Genomic DNA, 18,172 nt, shown 5'->3' on the forward strand with positions numbered 1-18,172 from the left:
TTTCACTGGGTTTACATCAATTTAAAATTCAAAAAATGAAAAAGGCATTTCTCGCTTTTTGCTTTGCTATCACGGGATCGGGTTTTGTTTCGCTGGTTTCAGCGCAGGATCTGGCCTCGCAAAAAATACCGCTTGATCCCGACGTAAAAACCGGCCGACTGAAAAACGGGATCACCTACTATATCCGGAAGAACACCGAACCGAAAAACCGGGCGGAGCTCAGACTGGCTGTGAAGGCCGGATCGGTACTGGAAACCGATGCGCAACAGGGACTGGCGCATTTCATGGAGCACATGAACTTCAATGGTACCACCAACTTTCCCAAGAACGAACTGGTCAACTTCCTGCAAAAAACGGGAGTACGCTTTGGTGCTGATTTGAATGCATATACCGGCTTTGACGAGACTGTGTACATGCTGCCGATCCCGACAGATTCGGCGGGATTACTTGAAAAAGGCATTCAGGTACTTGAAGACTGGGCGCACGGTGCATTGCTGGACCCGGCTGAAATCGAGAAAGAGCGGGGCGTTGTTTTAGAAGAATCGAGAATGGGCCGTGGCGCGCAGCAAAGAATGCGTGACAAATTCCTGAAAGTAATTCTCAATAATTCCAGGTATGCAGCCCGTCTGCCGATCGGGAAGGACAGCATTTTAAAGTCATTCAAACCGGAAACGATCAAGGCGTTTTACAAAGACTGGTACCGGCCTGACCTGATGGCCGTGATTGCGGTGGGTGATTTTGATCCTGCCAAAGTGGAAGCGATCATTACACAAAAGTTCAGCTCCATTGCGCCGCCTGTCAATCCTAAAAAGCGCACGAAGTATGAAATTCCGCTCGACGGATCTACGCAGGTTGCAATTGTTACGGACCCGGAATATCCTCAAAATCTCATTCAGCTGATCTACAAGCAGCCTAACAGCAAGGAAAAAACATTGCAGGATGTCCGGAACAACTTCGCCCAGGCCCTGTATAATGCGATGATGGGACAACGCATGCAGGAGCTCACCCAAAAGCCTAATCCGCCCTTTCTGTACGGAGGAAGTGAGTACGGGGATTTCCTCGGCAACCTGGATTCTTATACATCCGTAGCACTTGCCAAGGATGCGGCTTCCATGAAAACTGCATTGACTGCTGTGCTCGAAGAGAATGCACGTGTTCAAAAATTTGGCTTCACACAGCCTGAGCTCGATCGTGCCAAGAAGGATTTTTTCAACAGCATCGAACAGTATTACCGGGAACGTGACAAGACCAAATCTGCGAATCACGTACAGGAGTACCTCAACCACTTCCTGCACGAAAAGCCTTACATGGGCATGACGGCCTATTTTGAATTTGTCAAAAAACACCTGGAAAGCGTCAATCTCACCGAGGTGAACGCACTGGCCAAAAAATATATTACAGATAAAAACAGGGCGGTGGTAGTGATGGGGCCAGAACAAAGCAAAGACGCATTACCAACCGAGGCGGAGATCCGTGCATTGTTAAAGGATGCCGGAAAAGATGTGACTGCTTATGTTGACGATGTTGTTGATACGCCTTTGCTGAGCAAAGAGCCTGTTGCGGGAAAAGTTACATCGGAAAAGAAGCTGGAAAAGCTGGATGTTACTGAGCTTACCCTTTCGAATGGCGTGAAGGTATTGCTGAAACCAACTGACTTCAAAAACGACGAAATCCTGATCAAAGCGACTGCGCGGGGCGGTTATTCCCTTTTTCCGGAAGAGCGCGAAACGGGTGTTTTTACCAGTTACCTGATCCAGTCTGGCGGTGTGGGACCTTACAACCAGACGCAGCTGCAAAAGTTTCTGGCAGGCAAAACGGCGAGCGCCGGGCCTTATATCAGCGAGCTTACCGAGGGTATCGGAGGTGAAACTAATCCGAAAGACCTGGAAACCACTTTACAGTTGATCTATGCTTATTTTACAGAGCCGCGCAAAGATGCAGAACTGGTTAAGGGGATTTTGGCAAACCAGAAAGCTTACCTGGAAAATATCCAGAAGACACTGACTCCCGAGAAAGTGTACTCGGATTCATTGAATGCGGTTTTGACAAATTACAATCCGAAACGCCAGCCGCTCAAACCAGAAAGTGTGGATAAGGTTAACCTGGATCGCGCTGAAACGATTTACAAAGACCGGTTTTCTGATGCTTCCGATTTCGTTTTCACCTTTGTAGGCGCATTCCGGGTGGACTCCATCAAGCCTTATATCGAAAAATACCTCGGCAGCCTGCCTTCGACAGAAAGGAACGACGACTTTAATCATCCGAATATTTTCCCTCCAAAAGGAAAAATTGAAAAGACGATTTATAAAGGAATGGAGCCCAAAAGTCGTGTGACGCTGGTTGCAAGCGGAGAATATGATTACAATCCTGAAAACAACATTCAGATAGAAGCTTTGCAGGAGGTTTTACAGATCAAACTGATCGAGGCTTTGCGCGAGGAAGAGAGCGGGGTTTATGGCGTAAGTGTGTCAGAAAGCACCGACAAGTTTCCAAAAGGAAGATACCGGTTTACAGTTGGTTTCGGATGTGCGCCGGAGAATGTGGAAAAGCTGATCAAGCGCACGAAAGAGGAAATCGCGAAGGTAAAGGCAAACGGGGCCGACCAGAAAGACATTGAAAAGTTTGTAGCTGAAACACGCCGACAAATGGAAACAGCTACTAAAACAAACAGCTTCTGGCTGAGTTACCTCGACGATAATACATTCCTGGGAGACGATCTGGACGAGATTTTCCAGCAGGATAGACTATTGAAAACAATTACAGTTGCCAGTACCAAAGAAGCTGCGCGTAAGTATTTCAATGATGACGATTTCATCCAGGTTGTGCTAATGCCTGAGAAGAAATAGTAGCGCGAAGGCCAGCCTGCTGCATTACTGCGCAGCGGGCTGGCCTTGTCTTAATTTCATGATAATGTTCGTTTTTAGATCAAAAAGATGCTTTTCCAATCCAACCGGATAAGTATGCGGATTTACAAAACGCTTGATTCCTTTGTAAAAATGCGCAAGCTGATCCTTGACCCGCTGCCGGGTTTCATGAATGGAAGGCTGATTGTAAATGAGCTGGCCTTTTGCGAAAACAGGCACCAGCAGATCTTCAAAATGCATTCCCTCTTCAAATGACCGGTTTTTTGTAAAATCATAAGGATCAACCATCGTCGACTTACCGATCAGCGGATTTTCGATATTGAAGATCATATCAGACACAAAACCTTTGCCGTCCCGAAACCGCCGAACCTGCTGAATTCCAGGCGTGGAAACTTTGACAAGCTGTTCGGATAATTTCAGCTTATAATCCCATTCACCGGTGCTTGTCTTGATCGCGGCAAGCTTGTAAACACCGCCTAATGCAGGCTGATCATACGCTGTAACCAGTTTGGTACCAATTCCCCAGATATCGATTTTTGCGCCCTGGATTTTAAGACTGTCCATAATGTACTCGTCGAGATCATTGCTGGCAACAATACTCGTTTGCTGGAATCCTGCATCGTCGAGCAGTTTCCGTGACTCGATACTTAGATAAGCCAGATCACCGGAATCCAGCCGTATTGCCCCAAGTTCATAGCCGCGTTTTCTCAGCTCTTTCCCCACCTCAATTGCATTGCGTACACCTTGAAGCGAATCATAGGTATCTACCAGCAGGGTTACATTATTCGGCAAATGCTGCGCGTAAGTTTCAAATGCTTTCAGCTCGGAATCGAAAGACATTACCCAGCTGTGCGCGTGGGTACCTTTTACCGGGATATCGTAAATTTTGCCGGCGAGCAGATTGGAAGTTGCATCAAAACCGCCGATATAAGCCGCGCGGCTGGCAGTTACCCCGCCGTCGGGACCTTGCGCGCGCCTTAAACCAAATTCAAGTAAGGTATCATCCTTTGCCACCAGCCGCATCCGTGCAGCTTTTGTGGCGACGAGAGACTGGAAATTGATCAGGTTCAACAGCGGCGTTTCCAGCAGCTGACATTGCAGGATAGGTCCCTGTACGCGCAGCAGCGGCTCGTTTGGAAACACGACAGTACCTTCCGGAATAGCATCAATACTGCATTGCAGCTCCATTTGGGATAAATATTCAAGAAAACCCGGTTCGAACAATGCATTCCCGTCATTTCCTTTTAAGGAACCAATATAGTCGAGGTCTGACTGGCTTACGCGGTACTCTTTGATATATTCGATCACGCTGTTGAGTCCGCAGGTGATGGTGAATCCTCCCTGAAACGGGTGTTTGCGAAAGTACAAGTTGAAAACTGCTTCCTGCTCCGCCTTGCCCGATTTCCAGTAACCATAAGCCATTGTGAGCTGATAAAGGTCTGTAAGCAGGCTCAGAGAAGTGCCGTATAGCTGATTGATCATAATAATGTGTAATTGGTGTTTTAAGCTGCTCAATTAATGAAAAAAAGGCGGTTATTTCTAACCAGCCTCTTCTTCAATAACAGTTTGACGCAGTTTTCGCACCAGTTGACACTTTCAAGCAAGCTGCGCAGGTGCAATTCCTGTTTGCAGGAGCAGGTTTAAATTTTTTTGCAAAAAAATTAAGCTTTATTCCTGAAAGCTATGTTTTAAAACTTTTAGACTGAATTTCAGTTCTTTACAAGAAATTATGTATGTTCCGGAAATAAGAAGATTACCTAACGTATATGAACGGATGATTTAACGGATATCTCGCCATTGATCTTTTCGCAGTGTGCTGGTCGTATGTATCCGTAAAACTGAATTTTTTACGAACAAAAAAGAAGTTTCATGGACCAATCGATAGAGGCGAAGATCAGATCCGTGGCGCTGAATATCCGGAAAATCAGGGAGTACAGAGATTACACACAGGAATACCTCGCAATGAAGTTGGGCATATCTCAAAATGCTTATAGTAAAATTGAGCTTGCCTACACGCGCATTACGTTGGAGCGATTAATTCAGATCGCGCAAATTCTTGAAGTAGACTCGGTGGATCTGATCAGAGGAAATGCAGAAGATCTGGTGCGCCTGCACACCGCAGAGTAAACATCAACAACAAACAAAACGGGCTGACTCCATTAAGAGCCAGCCCGCTTCATTTCTTTCAAAATTCTATTTATATCGCTTCCAGGATCCGCTCGATTGCTACCTGATGTCCGATTTTCTCTTTCAATTCACTGATCGCAACACGCTCCTGCTCCATTGAATCGCGGTGGCGGATGGTTACGGTATCGTCTTCCATTGTCTGGTAATCCACTGCAATGCAGAATGGCGTTCCGATCAAATCCTGTCTGGTATAACGCTTGCCGATTGCCGCACCGTCATCGTACACTGTTCTGAATGACGATTTAAGTGAATTCGCAATTGCTTGTGCTTTTTCCGCCAGTCCATCCTTCTTCACCAATGGAAGTACCGCAACTTTGAATGGTGCCAATGCAGGATGCAATTTCAGATAAGTACGCTCCTTTTGGTTTTCGCCCTCACCTACTGTTTCCACAGTATAAGCATTGCAGAAAGTAGCCAGGAACAGGCGGTCAGCGCCTACTGATGTTTCCACCACGTACGGAATGTAGTTTCCGTAAGGTTTGCCATTTTCATCCAGATCAGAATCAAAGTACTGCTGTTTTTTCTTCGAAAGCTCCTGGTGGTTACGCAGGTCAAAATCCGTTCTTGAATGGATACCTTCAATTTCCCTGAAACCAAATGGAAACTGGAATTCAATGTCCACCGCCGCATTGGCATAATGTGCCAGCTTTTCGTGGTCGTGGAATTTCAGCTTTTCTGCTGGTAAACCAATCGCTTTATGGAATTTCATACGCGCCTCTTTCCAGGCTTCATACCAGGTCATTTCAGTACCAGGGCGAATGAAAAACTGCATTTCCATTTGTTCAAATTCCCGCATACGGAAAGTAAACTGGCGCGCCACGATTTCATTCCTGAATGCTTTTCCAATTTGTGCAATACCGAATGGAACTTTCATCCGGCCGCTTTTCTGTACATTCAGGAAGTTTACAAAAATCCCCTGCGCAGTTTCCGGACGCAGGTAAATGAGGCTGGAATCTTCTGCTACCGAGCCCACCTGCGTGCTGAACATCAGGTTGAACTGGCGCACTTCTGTCCAGTTGGTAGTTCCCGAAACCGGGCATTTGATATTTTCAGCAATGATAAGCTCGCGAACGCCGTTCAGGTCTTCTGCACTGAGCAGCCGCCCCATTTCTTCCAGCAGTGCTTTTGCTTTTTCTTCGTTACCCTCTGCAGCATATTGCTCCGCTTTGCCTTCGAGCAGCTGATCGGCGCGGTATCTCTTTTTAGAATCCTTGTTATCGATCATCGGATCATTGAACCCGTCGACGTGCCCCGAAGCTTTCCACGTGAGCGGGTGCATGAAGATAGCGGCGTCGATACCCACAATATTATCGTGCAGCTGCGTCATCGCCTTCCACCATGCGGCTTTCAGGTTATTTTTAAGTTCGACGCCGTTCTGGCCGTAGTCGTAAACAGCCTGCAGACCGTCGTATATTTCAGAAGAAGGAAAAACGAAGCCGTATTCTTTGGCGTGCCCTACAATATCTTGTAAAGAGGTAGCGGGTGTTGGGTTCATTCTGGTTAAAAAATCAAAGAGAAAAGACTGTTCATGCATCCAAAACTAGGAAGTTGGCAAAATTAGGTATTTTGACCGGACATACGTAAGCCCAATGTTCGAAAGCGGACAAAATATAGCGACAATCAGATGTAATTCACTGTATATTAGAGTATATGCAAAATTGGCATACGTTTTTAACAGGGGTATACAAACAAACCTAGGCGCAATATGCTGTTCAACTATATCAAAATCAGTTTCCGCAACCTCAGCAAACAGAGGCTTTTCAGCGGCCTTAACATTTTCGGACTTGGTATTGGCATGGCAGCGGTTTGGCTGATGTTGCTTTACGTCGCCGATGAATTGAGCTACGACCGCTTTCACGAGAAAGCGGATCGCATTGTACGGGTTGTGCAGCAAGCGACGTGGGACGAAGGCAACCTGCACATCCCGCTTACCTCTGCGCCATTTGCCACTGCCCTGCAAGCAGACTATCCCGAAGTAGAGAGCGCGGTTCGTATCAGTTCAGAAGGCGGCGGCGCAATGAAATATGGTAAAAACGAGGTAGTAGCAAACGACATTTATTTTACTGATCCTTCTATTTTCAATGTATTTTCCTTCCCTGTTTTATACGGTGATGCAAAAAGCGCCTTGACAGAGCCGCAGAAGATTGTTTTGACAAAAACACTGGCCGAAACGCTTTTCAAAGACGCTTCCCAGGCAGTCGGAAAAACCGTACTGTTCAGCAACAACTTTCCAAACGTCGTGACTGCGGTCATTGAAGATGTCCCTGCGAACTCTCATCTTAAATTCAGCGCATTACGCTCGTTACCCAAAGACTATACTACCGCTTGGCAGCAATTTGAACTTTATACTTACCTGCTGCTGAAAGACGGTACGGATAGTCAAAACTTCAAGAAAAAGCTGGCAGGTTTTTTCCCTAAATACCTTAAAAAAGAAATGGGCAATGTAAGCTACCAAATGGAGCTTCAACCACTTACATCAATCCACCTGAACTCGCACCTGGATTTTGATATCAGCCCGAACGGAAATGCAAATACCGTTTACGTATTCTCTGCCATCGCCGCATTGATCCTGCTGATAGCCTGTATCAATTATGTCAACCTGTACACTGCCCGTTCCATGAAGCGGATCCGCGAAGTAGGTGTCAGAAAATCCATCGGGTCAGAAAGGGGCCAGCTGATCGGACAGTTTTTGACGGAATCGATGATCATGACCATCTTGTCGGGTCTGGTGGCATTTATTCTGGTCGTTATCTCGCTTCCGCTCTTCAACGAACTGGCAGAGAAATCACTTACGCTTGGTTACCGGAGCGACCTGCTGAGCGCATTGGTTGCCACCGCATTTGTCCTGCTGGTTGGATTGATAAGCGGCTTGTATCCCGCAATCCGCTTTTCAGGTTTCCGACCTGTGAATGCATTGAAAGGTCAGATCGGCAGCCAGATTAGCAGTGCATATCTCCGCAAATCGCTGGTTGTATTTCAATTTGCAGCTACGGTGGTGATGATCGCCTGCGCTGCGGTGGTTTACCGTCAGATCCATTACGTCAACAACAAAGATCTGGGCTTCAATAAAAGTCAGGTACTCGTGTTCCACATTGATAAAAACGAGGTCAGAAACCAGGTTCGTGCCGTCAAACAGAAGTTGTCGGAAAGTCCGTATATCGAAAGCGTCGCATCTTCAAGTAACCCGATCGGCACCAACTTCATAGGTTCGGCCGGTATGTTTATGGAGAAAGAAAATGGCCAGATGAGCCCGAGCACCCAAATGGTACAGAAGTTTGCAGTGGACGGCGATTTCCTTAAAACCATGGAGATCAAGCTGGTAACGGGTCGCAATCTGAACTCGGAATCAGAAGCGGACTTATCAGCCGGCGCAATGGTAAATGAAGCTTTGGTCAAAAAGCAGGGGTGGAAAGATCCGGTCGGTAAGCGGATCAAGTACTTCATCGACGACAAAGGTAATACGAAAGAAGCGACTATTGTAGGAGTTGTGGCTGATTTCCATACTTATTCACTACAACACAAGATTGAGCCGCTGGTATTACAAGCCCCTGCGCCGGGTGACGGAGATAATATTTATGTAAGAATTGCACCGGAAAAGACCAAAGAAGCACTTGCTTATATGCGTCAGGCTTACAAGGAATTCGACCCGGAAGCTACGCTGGATTTTCACTTCCTGGACGAGAACTTTGCCCAACAATATGCTTCCGAGCAGCGCCAGGGAAACATCATGCTCACTTTTGCAGTACTTGCTGTCTTGATTGCCTGTCTGGGTCTATTCGGCCTGGCTGCATTTGCCGCCGAGTCCAGAACGAAGGAAATCGGTGTCCGCAAAGTACTGGGCGCGAGTGTTCAAAGCGTGGTAATGTTGCTGTCCAAAGATTTCATCAAGCTGGTATTTATTGCGATTGTCGTTGGAACACCGGTATCCATCTACGCTATGAGCGAGTGGCTCAAAAACTTCGAATACCGTGAGCCGCTCTCCTGGTGGATCTTCGCCGGAGCCGGAATGATCGCAGTCGTCATTGCGTTGGTAACTGTCAGTGCGCAGGCATTTAAATCTGCATTGATGAATCCGGTGAAGAGTTTGAGGACGGAGTGAGTTGGGCAACAGCGAAGAGCTTTAGCTTTTAGCTGTTGGCTGTTAGCCTTCTGAGGGAACGATATCTTTCTTTGGAGGTTAAAAAAAGTTAAACGAAAATCAACGTCTTTAATCCCGGCTATTTTTGTCAAAACCTGATAAAAATACCGGGATTATGATGCACAACTACTTCACTATTGCCTGGCGGAATTTACTGAAACGTAAATTCTACTCTGTTCTGACCGTTTTTGGACTTGCCGTTGGGATTACTTTCACGTTCCTTGTCGGCAGTTATATTCACGGGGAATTGCAGGTGAATGCCGATCTCCGGAATGCAGATCAGCAGTACATTGTCCGAAGTAAATGGAAGGTACCGGAAATGGGCATCGACTTTGCTACCTTCGGGCCGCTTGGCAAGACGTTGCGCGACGAATATCCTAACCTTGTAGCCGGCTATTACCGTTACGATGCCATTACCGTCGCAGTTTCCCGCGGCGACAGGCACTTTCGGGAAGATGTACAGACGGGAGACACAACACTGCTTTCTATGTACGGTTTTCCGGCACTGCACGGTGACGTTAAGACTGCATTGCAGCAGCCCAATTCCATCGTAATCACAGAAGAAAAAGCGCTCAAATATTTTGGAAAAAGCGATGTTGTCGGCCAGAACCTGACGCTGCATAACTTCGTAGGAGGCAAGCAGGAGTATCAGGTAACAGCCGTCTTAAAGGATCTTAAATCCAGCTCGGTCAGCCACTTACTAAATAATCCCTCCTCGATATTTATCCCCCTCAGCTCACTCGAAGGCCGCAAAGGCTCAGAAACGGACTGGAATTTTCCATTTATGGTGACTTTCATCCAGTTACAAAAAGGAATTGAACCAAAAGATCTTGAAAAACCGATTGCGCAAATACTGAAAACAAATGCACCAGCCAGTGCGCGCGAAAATGTAAGTATCTACCTGACTCCGCTTAAAGATTACTATCTCGAAGCCAATAACGGGCTGGTACAGAAGATGATCTACATTCTGTCGGCTGTGACGGCATTCATTTTGTTGATGGCGGTTGTCAACTTTGTCAACATTTCTGTTGCGAGCTCCTCTTCCAGACTGAAAGAAATTGGCGTAAGAAAAGTGCTGGGAAGCCTGAAAAGGCAGATCATCGGGCAGTTTCTTGCCGAGTCCATCTTGCTGGCCGCATTCGCAAGCTTGTTATCTATTGGTTTTTATGAGTTATCACGAGGTTATTTTGGTGAAATTGTTGGTAAACAGCTTGTGTCAGGCATTTCCCTTTTTCCCTGGGTGTTCATTCTGCCCCTGCTTTGTGCATTGCTAATCGGGCTGCTTGCTGGCTCCTACCCTGCCTTCATACTTTCTGCAATCCCTTCGGTAGACTCGATGAAGGGCAAGTTGAAGTCCGTCAAAGAGCATGTCGGTTTCCGGAGATCTCTGCTAGTGCTGCAATTTACGATCGCCTTATTTGTCTTTGTAGCAGCAGCTATTATCACCCAGCAGGTTGATTACTTTTTCAACAAAAGTCTGGGTTTTGAGAAAAATGCATTGGTTTCCATAGCAGTACCCCGCGACTGGACGCCCGAAGGCGTGGCTAAAATGGAGGGAATCCGTAACGAGCTATCGAGTCTTGCAGAAGTAACAGATGTTAGTTTATCGTACGAAATAACAAACGGGAATACGGGCGCTCAATACGGCATTTACCAGCCGGGCCAGGATTCTGCGCAAGCGGTACACACCCAATTTTTCTCAACCGATGAAAAATTCGCATCGACCTTTGGGATCAAAGTACTGGCCGGTGAATTTTTAGCGAAGCCAAATGCAGCTATCCAGACATACCGCATTGTCATCAACCGTTCTGCATTGAAGACCCTGGGATTTAAGTCTCCCGAAGAAGCTGTGGGGCGGCAGGTCAGGATCCATTTCTTTCCTGAACCTGCAACGATCGCCGGTGTTATCCAGGATTTCCACTTTGAATCCATGCATCAACCGATCAAACCATTGGCAATTAGTCACGTACGTGGTGGAAATACATACAGATACCTGAGTTTCAGGTTGAATGGAAATGTGGCTCGGGCTATGTCGGCAATTCAGAAAAAATGGTCTGCGCTGATGCCCGACGCACCTTTTGAATACACCTTTATGGATCAGACTCTGCAAAAGTTATATCAATCCGAGATCCGGCTGCAAAGAGCGGCACAATTGGCCACATTACTGGCATTGATCATCGTGGTGCTTGGTATAATCGGGATGGTTTCGCTCAGTGTAGCGCGGCGAACTCGGGAAATCGGGATCCGAAAAGTGCTGGGTGCGTCGGGGATCAACGTGGTTATGCTGTTCCTGAAAGAATTCCTGCTGGTAACACTCACCGGCGCCGTAATCGCATTTCCGCTGGCCTTCATTGTAATGAAAAACTGGCTGAACAACTACGCTTACAGAATAGCCCCTGACTGGCCGACATTCTCAATAATAGCACTCGCTTTCTCAGCGGCCATTATCTTGCTGGTCTCCATTCAAACGTATAAATCTGCATTAATGAACCCGGTCAAGAGCTTACGGGCGGAGTGAAATATTACCGAAGAAGTCTCAAAAAGGATTCCAGATTCACAACTTCGAGCTTTGGGAAAGCTAGTGTTTTGAACATTCTGAAATCACTGTCATTACTTACCAGATAGTCGCAGTTCGAACTGATCGCTAAATCTGCGAACTTATTATCATCTGGATCGTTTTCAATGAGATTCCACTTAAAGAAAGGTTCCCTGAAAATAGTATTTGGAGCAATTGTTAATTGATGCAAAACCTCATTCGCAGTAGTGGGAGAATACGTTTTGCCAAGTATTTCCTCATATTCAAATAGAATTTCATTACTGACGCACCATTTAAATTTTCCTGCCATAAAATCTAAATATAGCTGATAGTATGGGCTTTTCGGAGGAATAGAGGCTCTAAGACAATTTGTATCAATAACTACTTTAACCATTTGCGCCAAAGCTATCGTCAATTAACATTTTACGATAGTCTTCGGTTGAGTAATTTTTTTCAGCAAGCACTTTGTCCAGCTCCTTTTTTAAGCGTTGATCAAAATACTTCATCAGCAATTCGCGAATTTCCAACGTCTCTTCATCGCTCAATTTTTGATCGAAAAGGCGCAGAAGGCTGATTTGCAGCGGATTTAACGGACTATGATCTGTCATGTAGGTATTGCAAATAAGTGTGCTCTCTTTCGAAAATACACAAAACTTTCCTTCTTATCAACTCAATCTCACAGAAAACAAGTCTTTGGACCGAAAATAGATCCACGTAACAACTACCATTGTAAAGATCCCGCCGATTACAACAGAAGGAACAGTTCCGAAAGCTTTCGCCATTACTCCTGATTCGAATGCGCCCAGCTCGTTAGAAGAGCTCACAAACATTCCATTCACGGCCGCAACCCGGCCGCGCATTTCGTCAGGTGGGTAAATCTGTAAGATAGTTTGTCGCACGATAACGCTCACACTGTCGAAAACGCCCGTCGCGAAAAGCGCCGCACAGGAAAGTAAAAAGCTGGTTGATAGCGCGAAGACGATCGTAAATATCCCAAAGCCCGCCACCGCGATCAGCATATTCCGCCACGCATTATGTGTCGGCGGGTAATAAGCCATCGCGAACATCGTGATCAGCGAACCAATGGAAGGCGCTGCACGCAACAAGCCCAATCCTTGCGGTCCGACTTTCAATATATCCTCTGCAAACACGGGCAGAATGGCGACAACTCCTCCGAACAGCACAGAAAACAGATCAAGGGAAATGGCGTAAAGCACAATCCTCGTCTTGAAAACAAATCGGAATCCTTCTTTCAGGCTCTCGATAATCGGCGTGGTTATCTTAGGAAACTCGGGCCGCGTCTTGATCATGCCCAGCAAAATCCAGCAGATCACAAAATTGGCAATGACGATCAGCAGCACATTGGCTAAACCAAGATATGCATATAGAAAACCTGCTATCGCCGGTCCCGTGATTGATCCCGCCTGCCAGAATGAGCTACTCCACGTAGACGAATTGTGGTAAATCGTGCGGGGAACCAGAAACGGCTTCAAGGAGCTGGATGCGGGCGAATAGAAGCCTTTCGCGAAGCCAATCAATGCAAAAACCGAATAAATAATTGCCAAATGCTGCCCCTGGGTTAGCGAGTTGTAAATCCCCGGCTGAAAAGCAACATACAGGATCACCGAACCCAACAGAATAACGACCAAACTAATGTGCATGATCGTAATCTTGTTCTTCTGATCGGCGATGTGCCCGCCAAAAAGTGAAGTAATAATAAACGGAATCACCTCCGCCAAACCAACAAGACCCAGCGCCAGCGGATCGTGCGTCATTTTATACAGTTCATAACCGACAATTACCTCCTGAATGAGGATCGTGGCCGAAAAGAGAAAAGTGTTTGATATAAAAAAACGAAAATCGGAATAGCGAAGTGCTGCGTAAGGATCGTGGGGAGAAACAGTTTTCAATTCGGTAGGTTGGTGTTCTGCATCGTAACACGCCCGGCCGGCAATAATGTTCTGTTTCTGCGGAAAATTAATGAAGTTTGTACAGCAAGTGACGGTTTTACATTTTTTTAACAAGCTTTTACAAGCCTTTTACCCGCATTCACACCCCAGCGAATAGATTTGTTCCATTCACAAAAATTATCGGAACTATGAAAAATGCATCAGGCTTCATTTGCGCAATCCTGCTGGCGGTGACTACTTCTACCGCGCTGCCGGCGGATAAGCCCGTTAAAAAAGCAGTCAAAAAACCGGGAACAAACCAGAAAACTGCTTCGCCAGCAGCTGTCGAACCAGCCAAACAAAAAATTGTCACGCCGGTATTTCACTGGTTCGGACCTTTGGACGAAAAGAAAGGTTCGAAAGATAAGTGCTAATCAATTTTCACAAATGACGAACACCGGCAACAAATCTGTTTTCCCATTCAAACTGCTCTTTTTTGCAGCATTACTTGCTTTGTTGCCGGCTTTTCAAACCGTATCTGCCAACAATGAAAATGTACGCTTTGCAGAGAAAGCTAACCTAGCATTAAGAAGGGCAGCGCACCATTTGCTGCTGGCGGCCGGCGATTCGGTCACAACAATTCCGGCTGTCAAACAAATCGATGCAAATACTTTCTCAGTCCGGGTCGAGAACCTGGGAGAATATGAGAAGCTACCCAAGCTCCTGCAGGAATCTTTGCAGACCCAAAATATTGGCCGGGGATACAATGTGATGGTGTTCAACTGTGAGACAAGTGAGTTGCAGCTTGGCTATAATTTCCAGGATCTAACTCAAAAAGGCGGAGTAGCCTGCGAAAATAGAGATAATGAAAAAGGCTGCTTCACCTTGCAGGTCAGTTTTGATCCTCTACCGCAGAATGCAGCAAGTAATTCGGGCATTCAGCTGTGGATCATACCTTTTGCCTGCGGCCTCGCCGGAATAGGATTGTTTGTCTGGAATCGGAACAAGCAAAAATTACATCTACCGAAGACAGAAGCTGCTGCAATTCAGACTTCCGAGATTTACTTCGGGAATTCGTCGCTCGATAGTCAAAACCTAATACTGGTATGCGGCAATGCAAAAAGCCAGCTTACTTACCGGGAAGCCAAATTGCTTAGCCTTTTTGTCAGAAACAGCAATCAGGTACTTGAAAGAGACTTTATTCTCAAATCGGTTTGGGAGGACGAAGGCATTATCGTAAGCCGGAGCGTCGATGTTTTTGTGTCCCGGCTGCGCAAATTATTAGCGCCCGATCCCGCCGTAAAAATCACCGCCATTCACGGTGTTGGCTACAAAATGGAAATCCATTCCTGATACACTTCAAACCTGGCAAAAAGCTGGCAGTTAGAATATATGAAAGAAATGAAAGCACCTGAACTATTTATCTGTATTTTGCGTACCAAAGTGGTACACAAAAGCAAGGATTATGATAGTGATCAGCTCCCGCGAGTTTCGCGATAACCAAAAGAAATATATGGACCTGGTTGACAGTAATCAGCAGGTTGTCATACAAAGAGGAAAAGAGAAGGCTTATGTGCTCACGCCCGTCGGTAAGAAGGACCGCTACTTCATGGATCCCCAGGTAATCACTGAAATCCAGGAAGGCATTGACCAGTACCGCGCTGGAAAAACGACCAAAGTAGATAAAGCGGATTTTGACCAGCTGCTTGGCCTATGAGCTATCAGATAGCTTTTACTGACAAGGCTCTGGATGGGATTGAAAAACTGAAAAAATCCGGAAACAAGCCTGTCCTGAAGAAAATCCGAAAGCTGCTCGACGAGCTAACTGAGCACCCATATACCGGTACGGGCCAGCCTGAGCAGTTAAAATACGATCTGGCCGGCTTCTGGTCTCGTAGGATTAGCCAGGAACACCGCCTCGTTTATGCCGTAGACGAAAACAAAATCACCGTTACGATTATTTCTGCAAAGGGGCATTATGAGTAGTTCAATGAAATATTTACCCCAAATCCGCTGCCGGAATGTTCTCTGAGTATCATTATTTCCTCCTGCATTACAGTTTGCCACATCGGCAAAGGTTTTAACTCCTTATTTTTTCTTTCCGAAACCTCTTATTCTCTCTCAAATAGGCAATTTCAACCTTAGGAACTTGAATAAGCTCATTTTTAACAGCAAGGATGGAGTTGTAGACTTGTGTAGAACCCCGTCTAAACTCTTCATTTACAATGCTCACAGTCGGTGTGTAAGGGGCGAAGGCCGCCGCCGCTAACCAACACTTTCTCTCAGATCGGAGTGAACTGCACAAGCTTTTCAGGTTGTCCGTCTGCTTCGTCCGATACCGTACACATTTGTACGTTTTTGAACGATCAATCCATTCAAATCAATGTTAACCCACTAAATACCAGCTGAATACTATTCTGGCAAGGGTTTTTAAAATAGGATTGGCATAAGAGACGATGGCAACGGATTTGTTTTTCAAAACGCTTGTCCGTAATTACAACCTGAATCTCAAACCCAACATTTTTTATGATTAAGTTAGAAAAGATATCAAAGTACTACCCGGCAGGATTTGGCAAAACCTACGTTTTGCGTCACATTGATTTACATATAAAAGAAGGTGAGTTTGTTTCCATTATGGGTCCGTCGGGCTCGGGAAAATCTACCCTGCTGCATATCCTGGGCTTGCTGGAAGAGCCTTCGGAAGGTGAATACCTCTTTCTCGACGAGCCTGTTCAAAAATTGTCAGAAAAGAAGCGCACAGAATTGCACCGCCACCACATTGGTTTTGTGTTCCAGGCTTACCATTTGATTGACGAATTGACGGTTTATGAAAACATTGAAACGCCGCTGCTCTACAAGGGAACTTCATCTTCCGAGCGGAAAAGCAGGGTGGCAGAATTGCTCGACAGATTCAATATGGTCGCAAAAAAAGACCTTTTCCCGCACCAACTGTCGGGAGGCCAGCAGCAGCTGGTAGGTGTCGCCAGGGCGATCGTACATAACCCGAAAGTGATTTTTGCCGATGAACCAACCGGTAACCTGCATTCGGAGCAGTCGATCGAGATTATGGAGTTATTTCAGAAACTCAACCAGGAAGATAAGGTAACGATTGTACAAGTAACTCATTCAGAAACAAATGCCGAATATGGCAACCGCGTAGTTCGCCTGAAAGACGGCTGGTTAGCCTAAAAAAATACCTATTAGCCATGAAACGTTTTTTTCTACTTGTTTGCCTGCTGCCTCTGTTCAGCCAGGCCCAGACCACCCTTAGCCTTGCAGATTGCGTCGACCTGCTGATCAAGAACAACCTTACCTATCAGCAAGGGAACCTGCAGGCCGAAGCAGCACAGGCACAGCTGCGGCAAACGAGGTCGCAAATCATGCCGCAGATCTACATCGGGGCCGATCAAAGCTTCAATATGGGGCGGAGCATCGACCAGTATACCAATGCGTATATAGATGAGGTTTATGGTTTGAATGCGATCGGGACGGGCTTTTCTATACCCGTTTTCCAGGGCTTCAAATTACAGAACCAGATCCGCCAGGGTGTCCTGCTGAAAGAATCGGCGGTAGAAAACCGGACAGCGGTGCTGAATGCGCAGACCATTCTTTTGATGCAGGGATATGTAAATGTACTTGCCACCAATGCACTCCTTGAAGCGGCGACGCAGCAGGTACTCTCCTCGGAACAGCAGGTCGACCGCGTTTCGAAGCAGGTAAATGCAGGTACCGTAGGCGCTAATCTGCTTTACGAGATCAAGGCGCAGCTTTCCAATGATAAATTCGCACAGATCACCGCATTGAACAATTATCGCACAGCGCGACTCGCGCTTTTTCAACGGATGAACATCACGCCAGACGATAAGATCCAGTTTGAAATACTGAATCCCAAAGACACTTTGCAGCGAAAAGAGGATGCGCTTGCTCTTTATGAAAGTGCCCAGCGGATTTTTCCCGAAATAAAAAGTGCTGAGCTGTACAGGGAAAGCTTCAAATATCAAGTCAAATCCATTAAAGCGGCTAATTACCCTTCGCTTAGTCTGGGCGCGAGCATGAGAGCGTTTTATGCAACCAGCAACCGGAAACTGGATTACCTGAACCAACTGAACTCTACGCGAAACGGTTCGTTGCTGCTCAGCCTGAATATTCCGATCATGGGCCGCTGGGTTACGCGGCCGCGGGTTGAGCTTGCCAAAGTCCAGGAGCGGCTTGCGCAGAACACGCTGGATGTAACCAACCAGCAGCTCCGGCAGGCGATCGAGCAGGCTGTGCTCAACCTGGATGCATTGGCCGATAAATATGCTGCGGCCCGCGACCAGGTAGAATCGCTCACAGCCAGCTTTGCGGTGGTAGAAAGCAAGCTAAATGCAGGTATTGCCAATAGTTTTGAATATACACTTGCAAAAGCAAACCTGAGCAAAGCCCAGGCCAATGCAATTCAGGCAAAATATGACTTCTTAATGCAGCAAAGACTACTACAATATTACCGCCAGGGGAACTGGGAAGGGGTATTTTAAAGGGGGACTTCGACCGTCGGCTGTCGCAGGTATACTTCGGC

Annotated in this window: 15 protein-coding genes; 10 read left to right on the plus strand and 5 right to left on the minus strand. The window is 46.4% G+C overall.

Annotated features, from left to right (window positions below; genetic code table 11):
- Positions 1-35: 35 nt before the first annotated feature.
- Entirely contained in the window at positions 36-2,846 is a 2,811-nt protein-coding gene (locus tag Q369_RS0101500; protein ID WP_031525868.1) for a M16 family metallopeptidase, read from the plus strand.
- A gap of 24 nt (positions 2,847-2,870) precedes the next feature.
- Here Q369_RS0101500 and Q369_RS0101505 read toward each other — a convergent pair whose 3' ends face one another.
- Positions 2,871-4,346: a nicotinate phosphoribosyltransferase gene (locus tag Q369_RS0101505; RefSeq protein WP_031525869.1), complete on the minus strand. Its 1,476-nt coding sequence runs from the start codon at positions 4,344-4,346 to the stop codon at positions 2,871-2,873.
- 387 nt (positions 4,347-4,733) lie between these two features.
- On the opposite strand from Q369_RS0101505, the gene Q369_RS0101510 reads away from it, so the two are divergent.
- The gene (locus tag Q369_RS0101510; RefSeq protein WP_031525871.1) at positions 4,734-4,991 is read left to right on the plus strand and encodes a helix-turn-helix domain-containing protein; all 258 of its coding nucleotides are present in this window, start codon (positions 4,734-4,736) and stop codon (positions 4,989-4,991) included.
- A 70-nt stretch (positions 4,992-5,061) separates the two neighbouring features.
- Here Q369_RS0101510 and Q369_RS0101515 read toward each other — a convergent pair whose 3' ends face one another.
- A complete protein-coding gene (locus Q369_RS0101515; RefSeq protein ID WP_031525873.1) occupies positions 5,062-6,546 on the minus strand; it encodes a glycine--tRNA ligase in 1,485 nt (494 codons plus the stop codon).
- Positions 6,547-6,756: 210 nt separating this feature from the next.
- On the opposite strand from Q369_RS0101515, the gene Q369_RS0101520 reads away from it, so the two are divergent.
- Together Q369_RS0101520 and Q369_RS0101525 are read left to right on the plus strand one after the other, a co-directional pair.
- Positions 6,757-9,150 (plus strand): ABC transporter permease, encoded by a 2,394-nt coding sequence (locus tag Q369_RS0101520; RefSeq protein ID WP_031525875.1) that lies wholly within the window; start codon positions 6,757-6,759, stop codon positions 9,148-9,150.
- A 154-nt stretch (positions 9,151-9,304) separates the two neighbouring features.
- Positions 9,305-11,707: an ABC transporter permease gene (locus Q369_RS0101525; protein WP_031525876.1), complete on the plus strand. Its 2,403-nt coding sequence runs from the start codon at positions 9,305-9,307 to the stop codon at positions 11,705-11,707.
- A gap of 4 nt (positions 11,708-11,711) precedes the next feature.
- Here Q369_RS0101525 and Q369_RS0101530 read toward each other — a convergent pair whose 3' ends face one another.
- The 3 genes from Q369_RS0101530 to Q369_RS0101540 are packed head-to-tail and all read right to left on the minus strand — an operon-like array spanning position 11,712 to position 13,635.
- The gene (locus Q369_RS0101530; RefSeq protein ID WP_031525878.1) at positions 11,712-12,119 is read right to left on the minus strand and encodes a putative toxin-antitoxin system toxin component, PIN family; all 408 of its coding nucleotides are present in this window, start codon (positions 12,117-12,119) and stop codon (positions 11,712-11,714) included.
- A complete protein-coding gene (locus Q369_RS0101535) occupies positions 12,112-12,333 on the minus strand; it encodes a DUF8507 family protein (protein ID WP_031525880.1) in 222 nt (73 codons plus the stop codon). The genes Q369_RS0101530 and Q369_RS0101535 overlap by 8 nt, the downstream gene beginning before the upstream one ends.
- Positions 12,334-12,390: 57 nt before the next feature.
- A complete protein-coding gene (locus Q369_RS0101540) occupies positions 12,391-13,635 on the minus strand; it encodes an MFS transporter (RefSeq protein WP_031525882.1) in 1,245 nt (414 codons plus the stop codon).
- Positions 13,636-13,823: 188 nt separating this feature from the next.
- Between Q369_RS0101540 and Q369_RS0101545 the strand changes: the two genes are divergently transcribed.
- The 6 genes from Q369_RS0101545 (at position 13,824) to Q369_RS0101570 (ending at position 18,131) form a co-directional block, all read left to right on the plus strand.
- On the plus strand, positions 13,824-14,048 hold the full coding sequence (locus tag Q369_RS0101545) for a hypothetical protein (RefSeq protein WP_031525883.1): 225 nt from the start codon (positions 13,824-13,826) through the stop codon (positions 14,046-14,048).
- A gap of 13 nt (positions 14,049-14,061) precedes the next feature.
- Positions 14,062-14,967 (plus strand): winged helix-turn-helix domain-containing protein, encoded by a 906-nt coding sequence (locus Q369_RS0101550; RefSeq protein ID WP_031525885.1) that lies wholly within the window; start codon positions 14,062-14,064, stop codon positions 14,965-14,967.
- Positions 14,968-15,079: 112 nt separating this feature from the next.
- Entirely contained in the window at positions 15,080-15,331 is a 252-nt protein-coding gene (locus Q369_RS27470) for a type II toxin-antitoxin system Phd/YefM family antitoxin (protein ID WP_035332806.1), read from the plus strand.
- Entirely contained in the window at positions 15,328-15,600 is a 273-nt protein-coding gene (locus tag Q369_RS0101560) for a Txe/YoeB family addiction module toxin (protein ID WP_031525887.1), read from the plus strand. The genes Q369_RS27470 and Q369_RS0101560 overlap by 4 nt, the downstream gene beginning before the upstream one ends.
- A gap of 540 nt (positions 15,601-16,140) precedes the next feature.
- On the plus strand, positions 16,141-16,803 hold the full coding sequence (locus Q369_RS0101565; protein WP_031525888.1) for an ABC transporter ATP-binding protein: 663 nt from the start codon (positions 16,141-16,143) through the stop codon (positions 16,801-16,803).
- Positions 16,804-16,820: 17 nt separating this feature from the next.
- Entirely contained in the window at positions 16,821-18,131 is a 1,311-nt protein-coding gene (locus tag Q369_RS0101570) for a TolC family protein (RefSeq protein ID WP_031525890.1), read from the plus strand.
- Positions 18,132-18,172 lie beyond the last annotated feature (41 nt).

The organism is Dyadobacter crusticola DSM 16708 (genome assembly GCF_000701505.1).
Lineage (GTDB): Bacteria > Bacteroidota > Bacteroidia > Cytophagales > Spirosomataceae > Dyadobacter > Dyadobacter crusticola.

Bases quoted from the DNA above. Each gene is read 5' to 3' on its own strand.
- Q369_RS0101545 (WP_031525883.1), top strand. From the start codon at position 13,824: ATGAAAAATGCATCAGGCTTCATTTGCGCAATCCTGCTGGCGGTGACT.
- Q369_RS27470 (WP_035332806.1), top strand. From the start codon at position 15,080: ATGATAGTGATCAGCTCCCGCGAGTTTCGCGATAACCAAAAGAAATAT.
- Q369_RS0101510 (WP_031525871.1), top strand. From the start codon at position 4,734: ATGGACCAATCGATAGAGGCGAAGATCAGATCCGTGGCGCTGAATATC.
- Q369_RS0101560 (WP_031525887.1), top strand. From the start codon at position 15,328: ATGAGCTATCAGATAGCTTTTACTGACAAGGCTCTGGATGGGATTGAA.
- Q369_RS0101505 (WP_031525869.1), bottom strand. From the start codon at position 4,346: ATGATCAATCAGCTATACGGCACTTCTCTGAGCCTGCTTACAGACCTT.
- Q369_RS0101565 (WP_031525888.1), top strand. From the start codon at position 16,141: ATGATTAAGTTAGAAAAGATATCAAAGTACTACCCGGCAGGATTTGGC.
- Q369_RS0101570 (WP_031525890.1), top strand. From the start codon at position 16,821: ATGAAACGTTTTTTTCTACTTGTTTGCCTGCTGCCTCTGTTCAGCCAG.
- Q369_RS0101520 (WP_031525875.1), top strand. From the start codon at position 6,757: ATGCTGTTCAACTATATCAAAATCAGTTTCCGCAACCTCAGCAAACAG.
- Q369_RS0101530 (WP_031525878.1), bottom strand. From the start codon at position 12,119: ATGGTTAAAGTAGTTATTGATACAAATTGTCTTAGAGCCTCTATTCCT.
- Q369_RS0101515 (WP_031525873.1), bottom strand. From the start codon at position 6,546: ATGAACCCAACACCCGCTACCTCTTTACAAGATATTGTAGGGCACGCC.
- Q369_RS0101500 (WP_031525868.1), top strand. From the start codon at position 36: ATGAAAAAGGCATTTCTCGCTTTTTGCTTTGCTATCACGGGATCGGGT.
- Q369_RS0101525 (WP_031525876.1), top strand. From the start codon at position 9,305: ATGATGCACAACTACTTCACTATTGCCTGGCGGAATTTACTGAAACGT.
- Q369_RS0101550 (WP_031525885.1), top strand. From the start codon at position 14,062: ATGACGAACACCGGCAACAAATCTGTTTTCCCATTCAAACTGCTCTTT.
- Q369_RS0101535 (WP_031525880.1), bottom strand. From the start codon at position 12,333: ATGACAGATCATAGTCCGTTAAATCCGCTGCAAATCAGCCTTCTGCGC.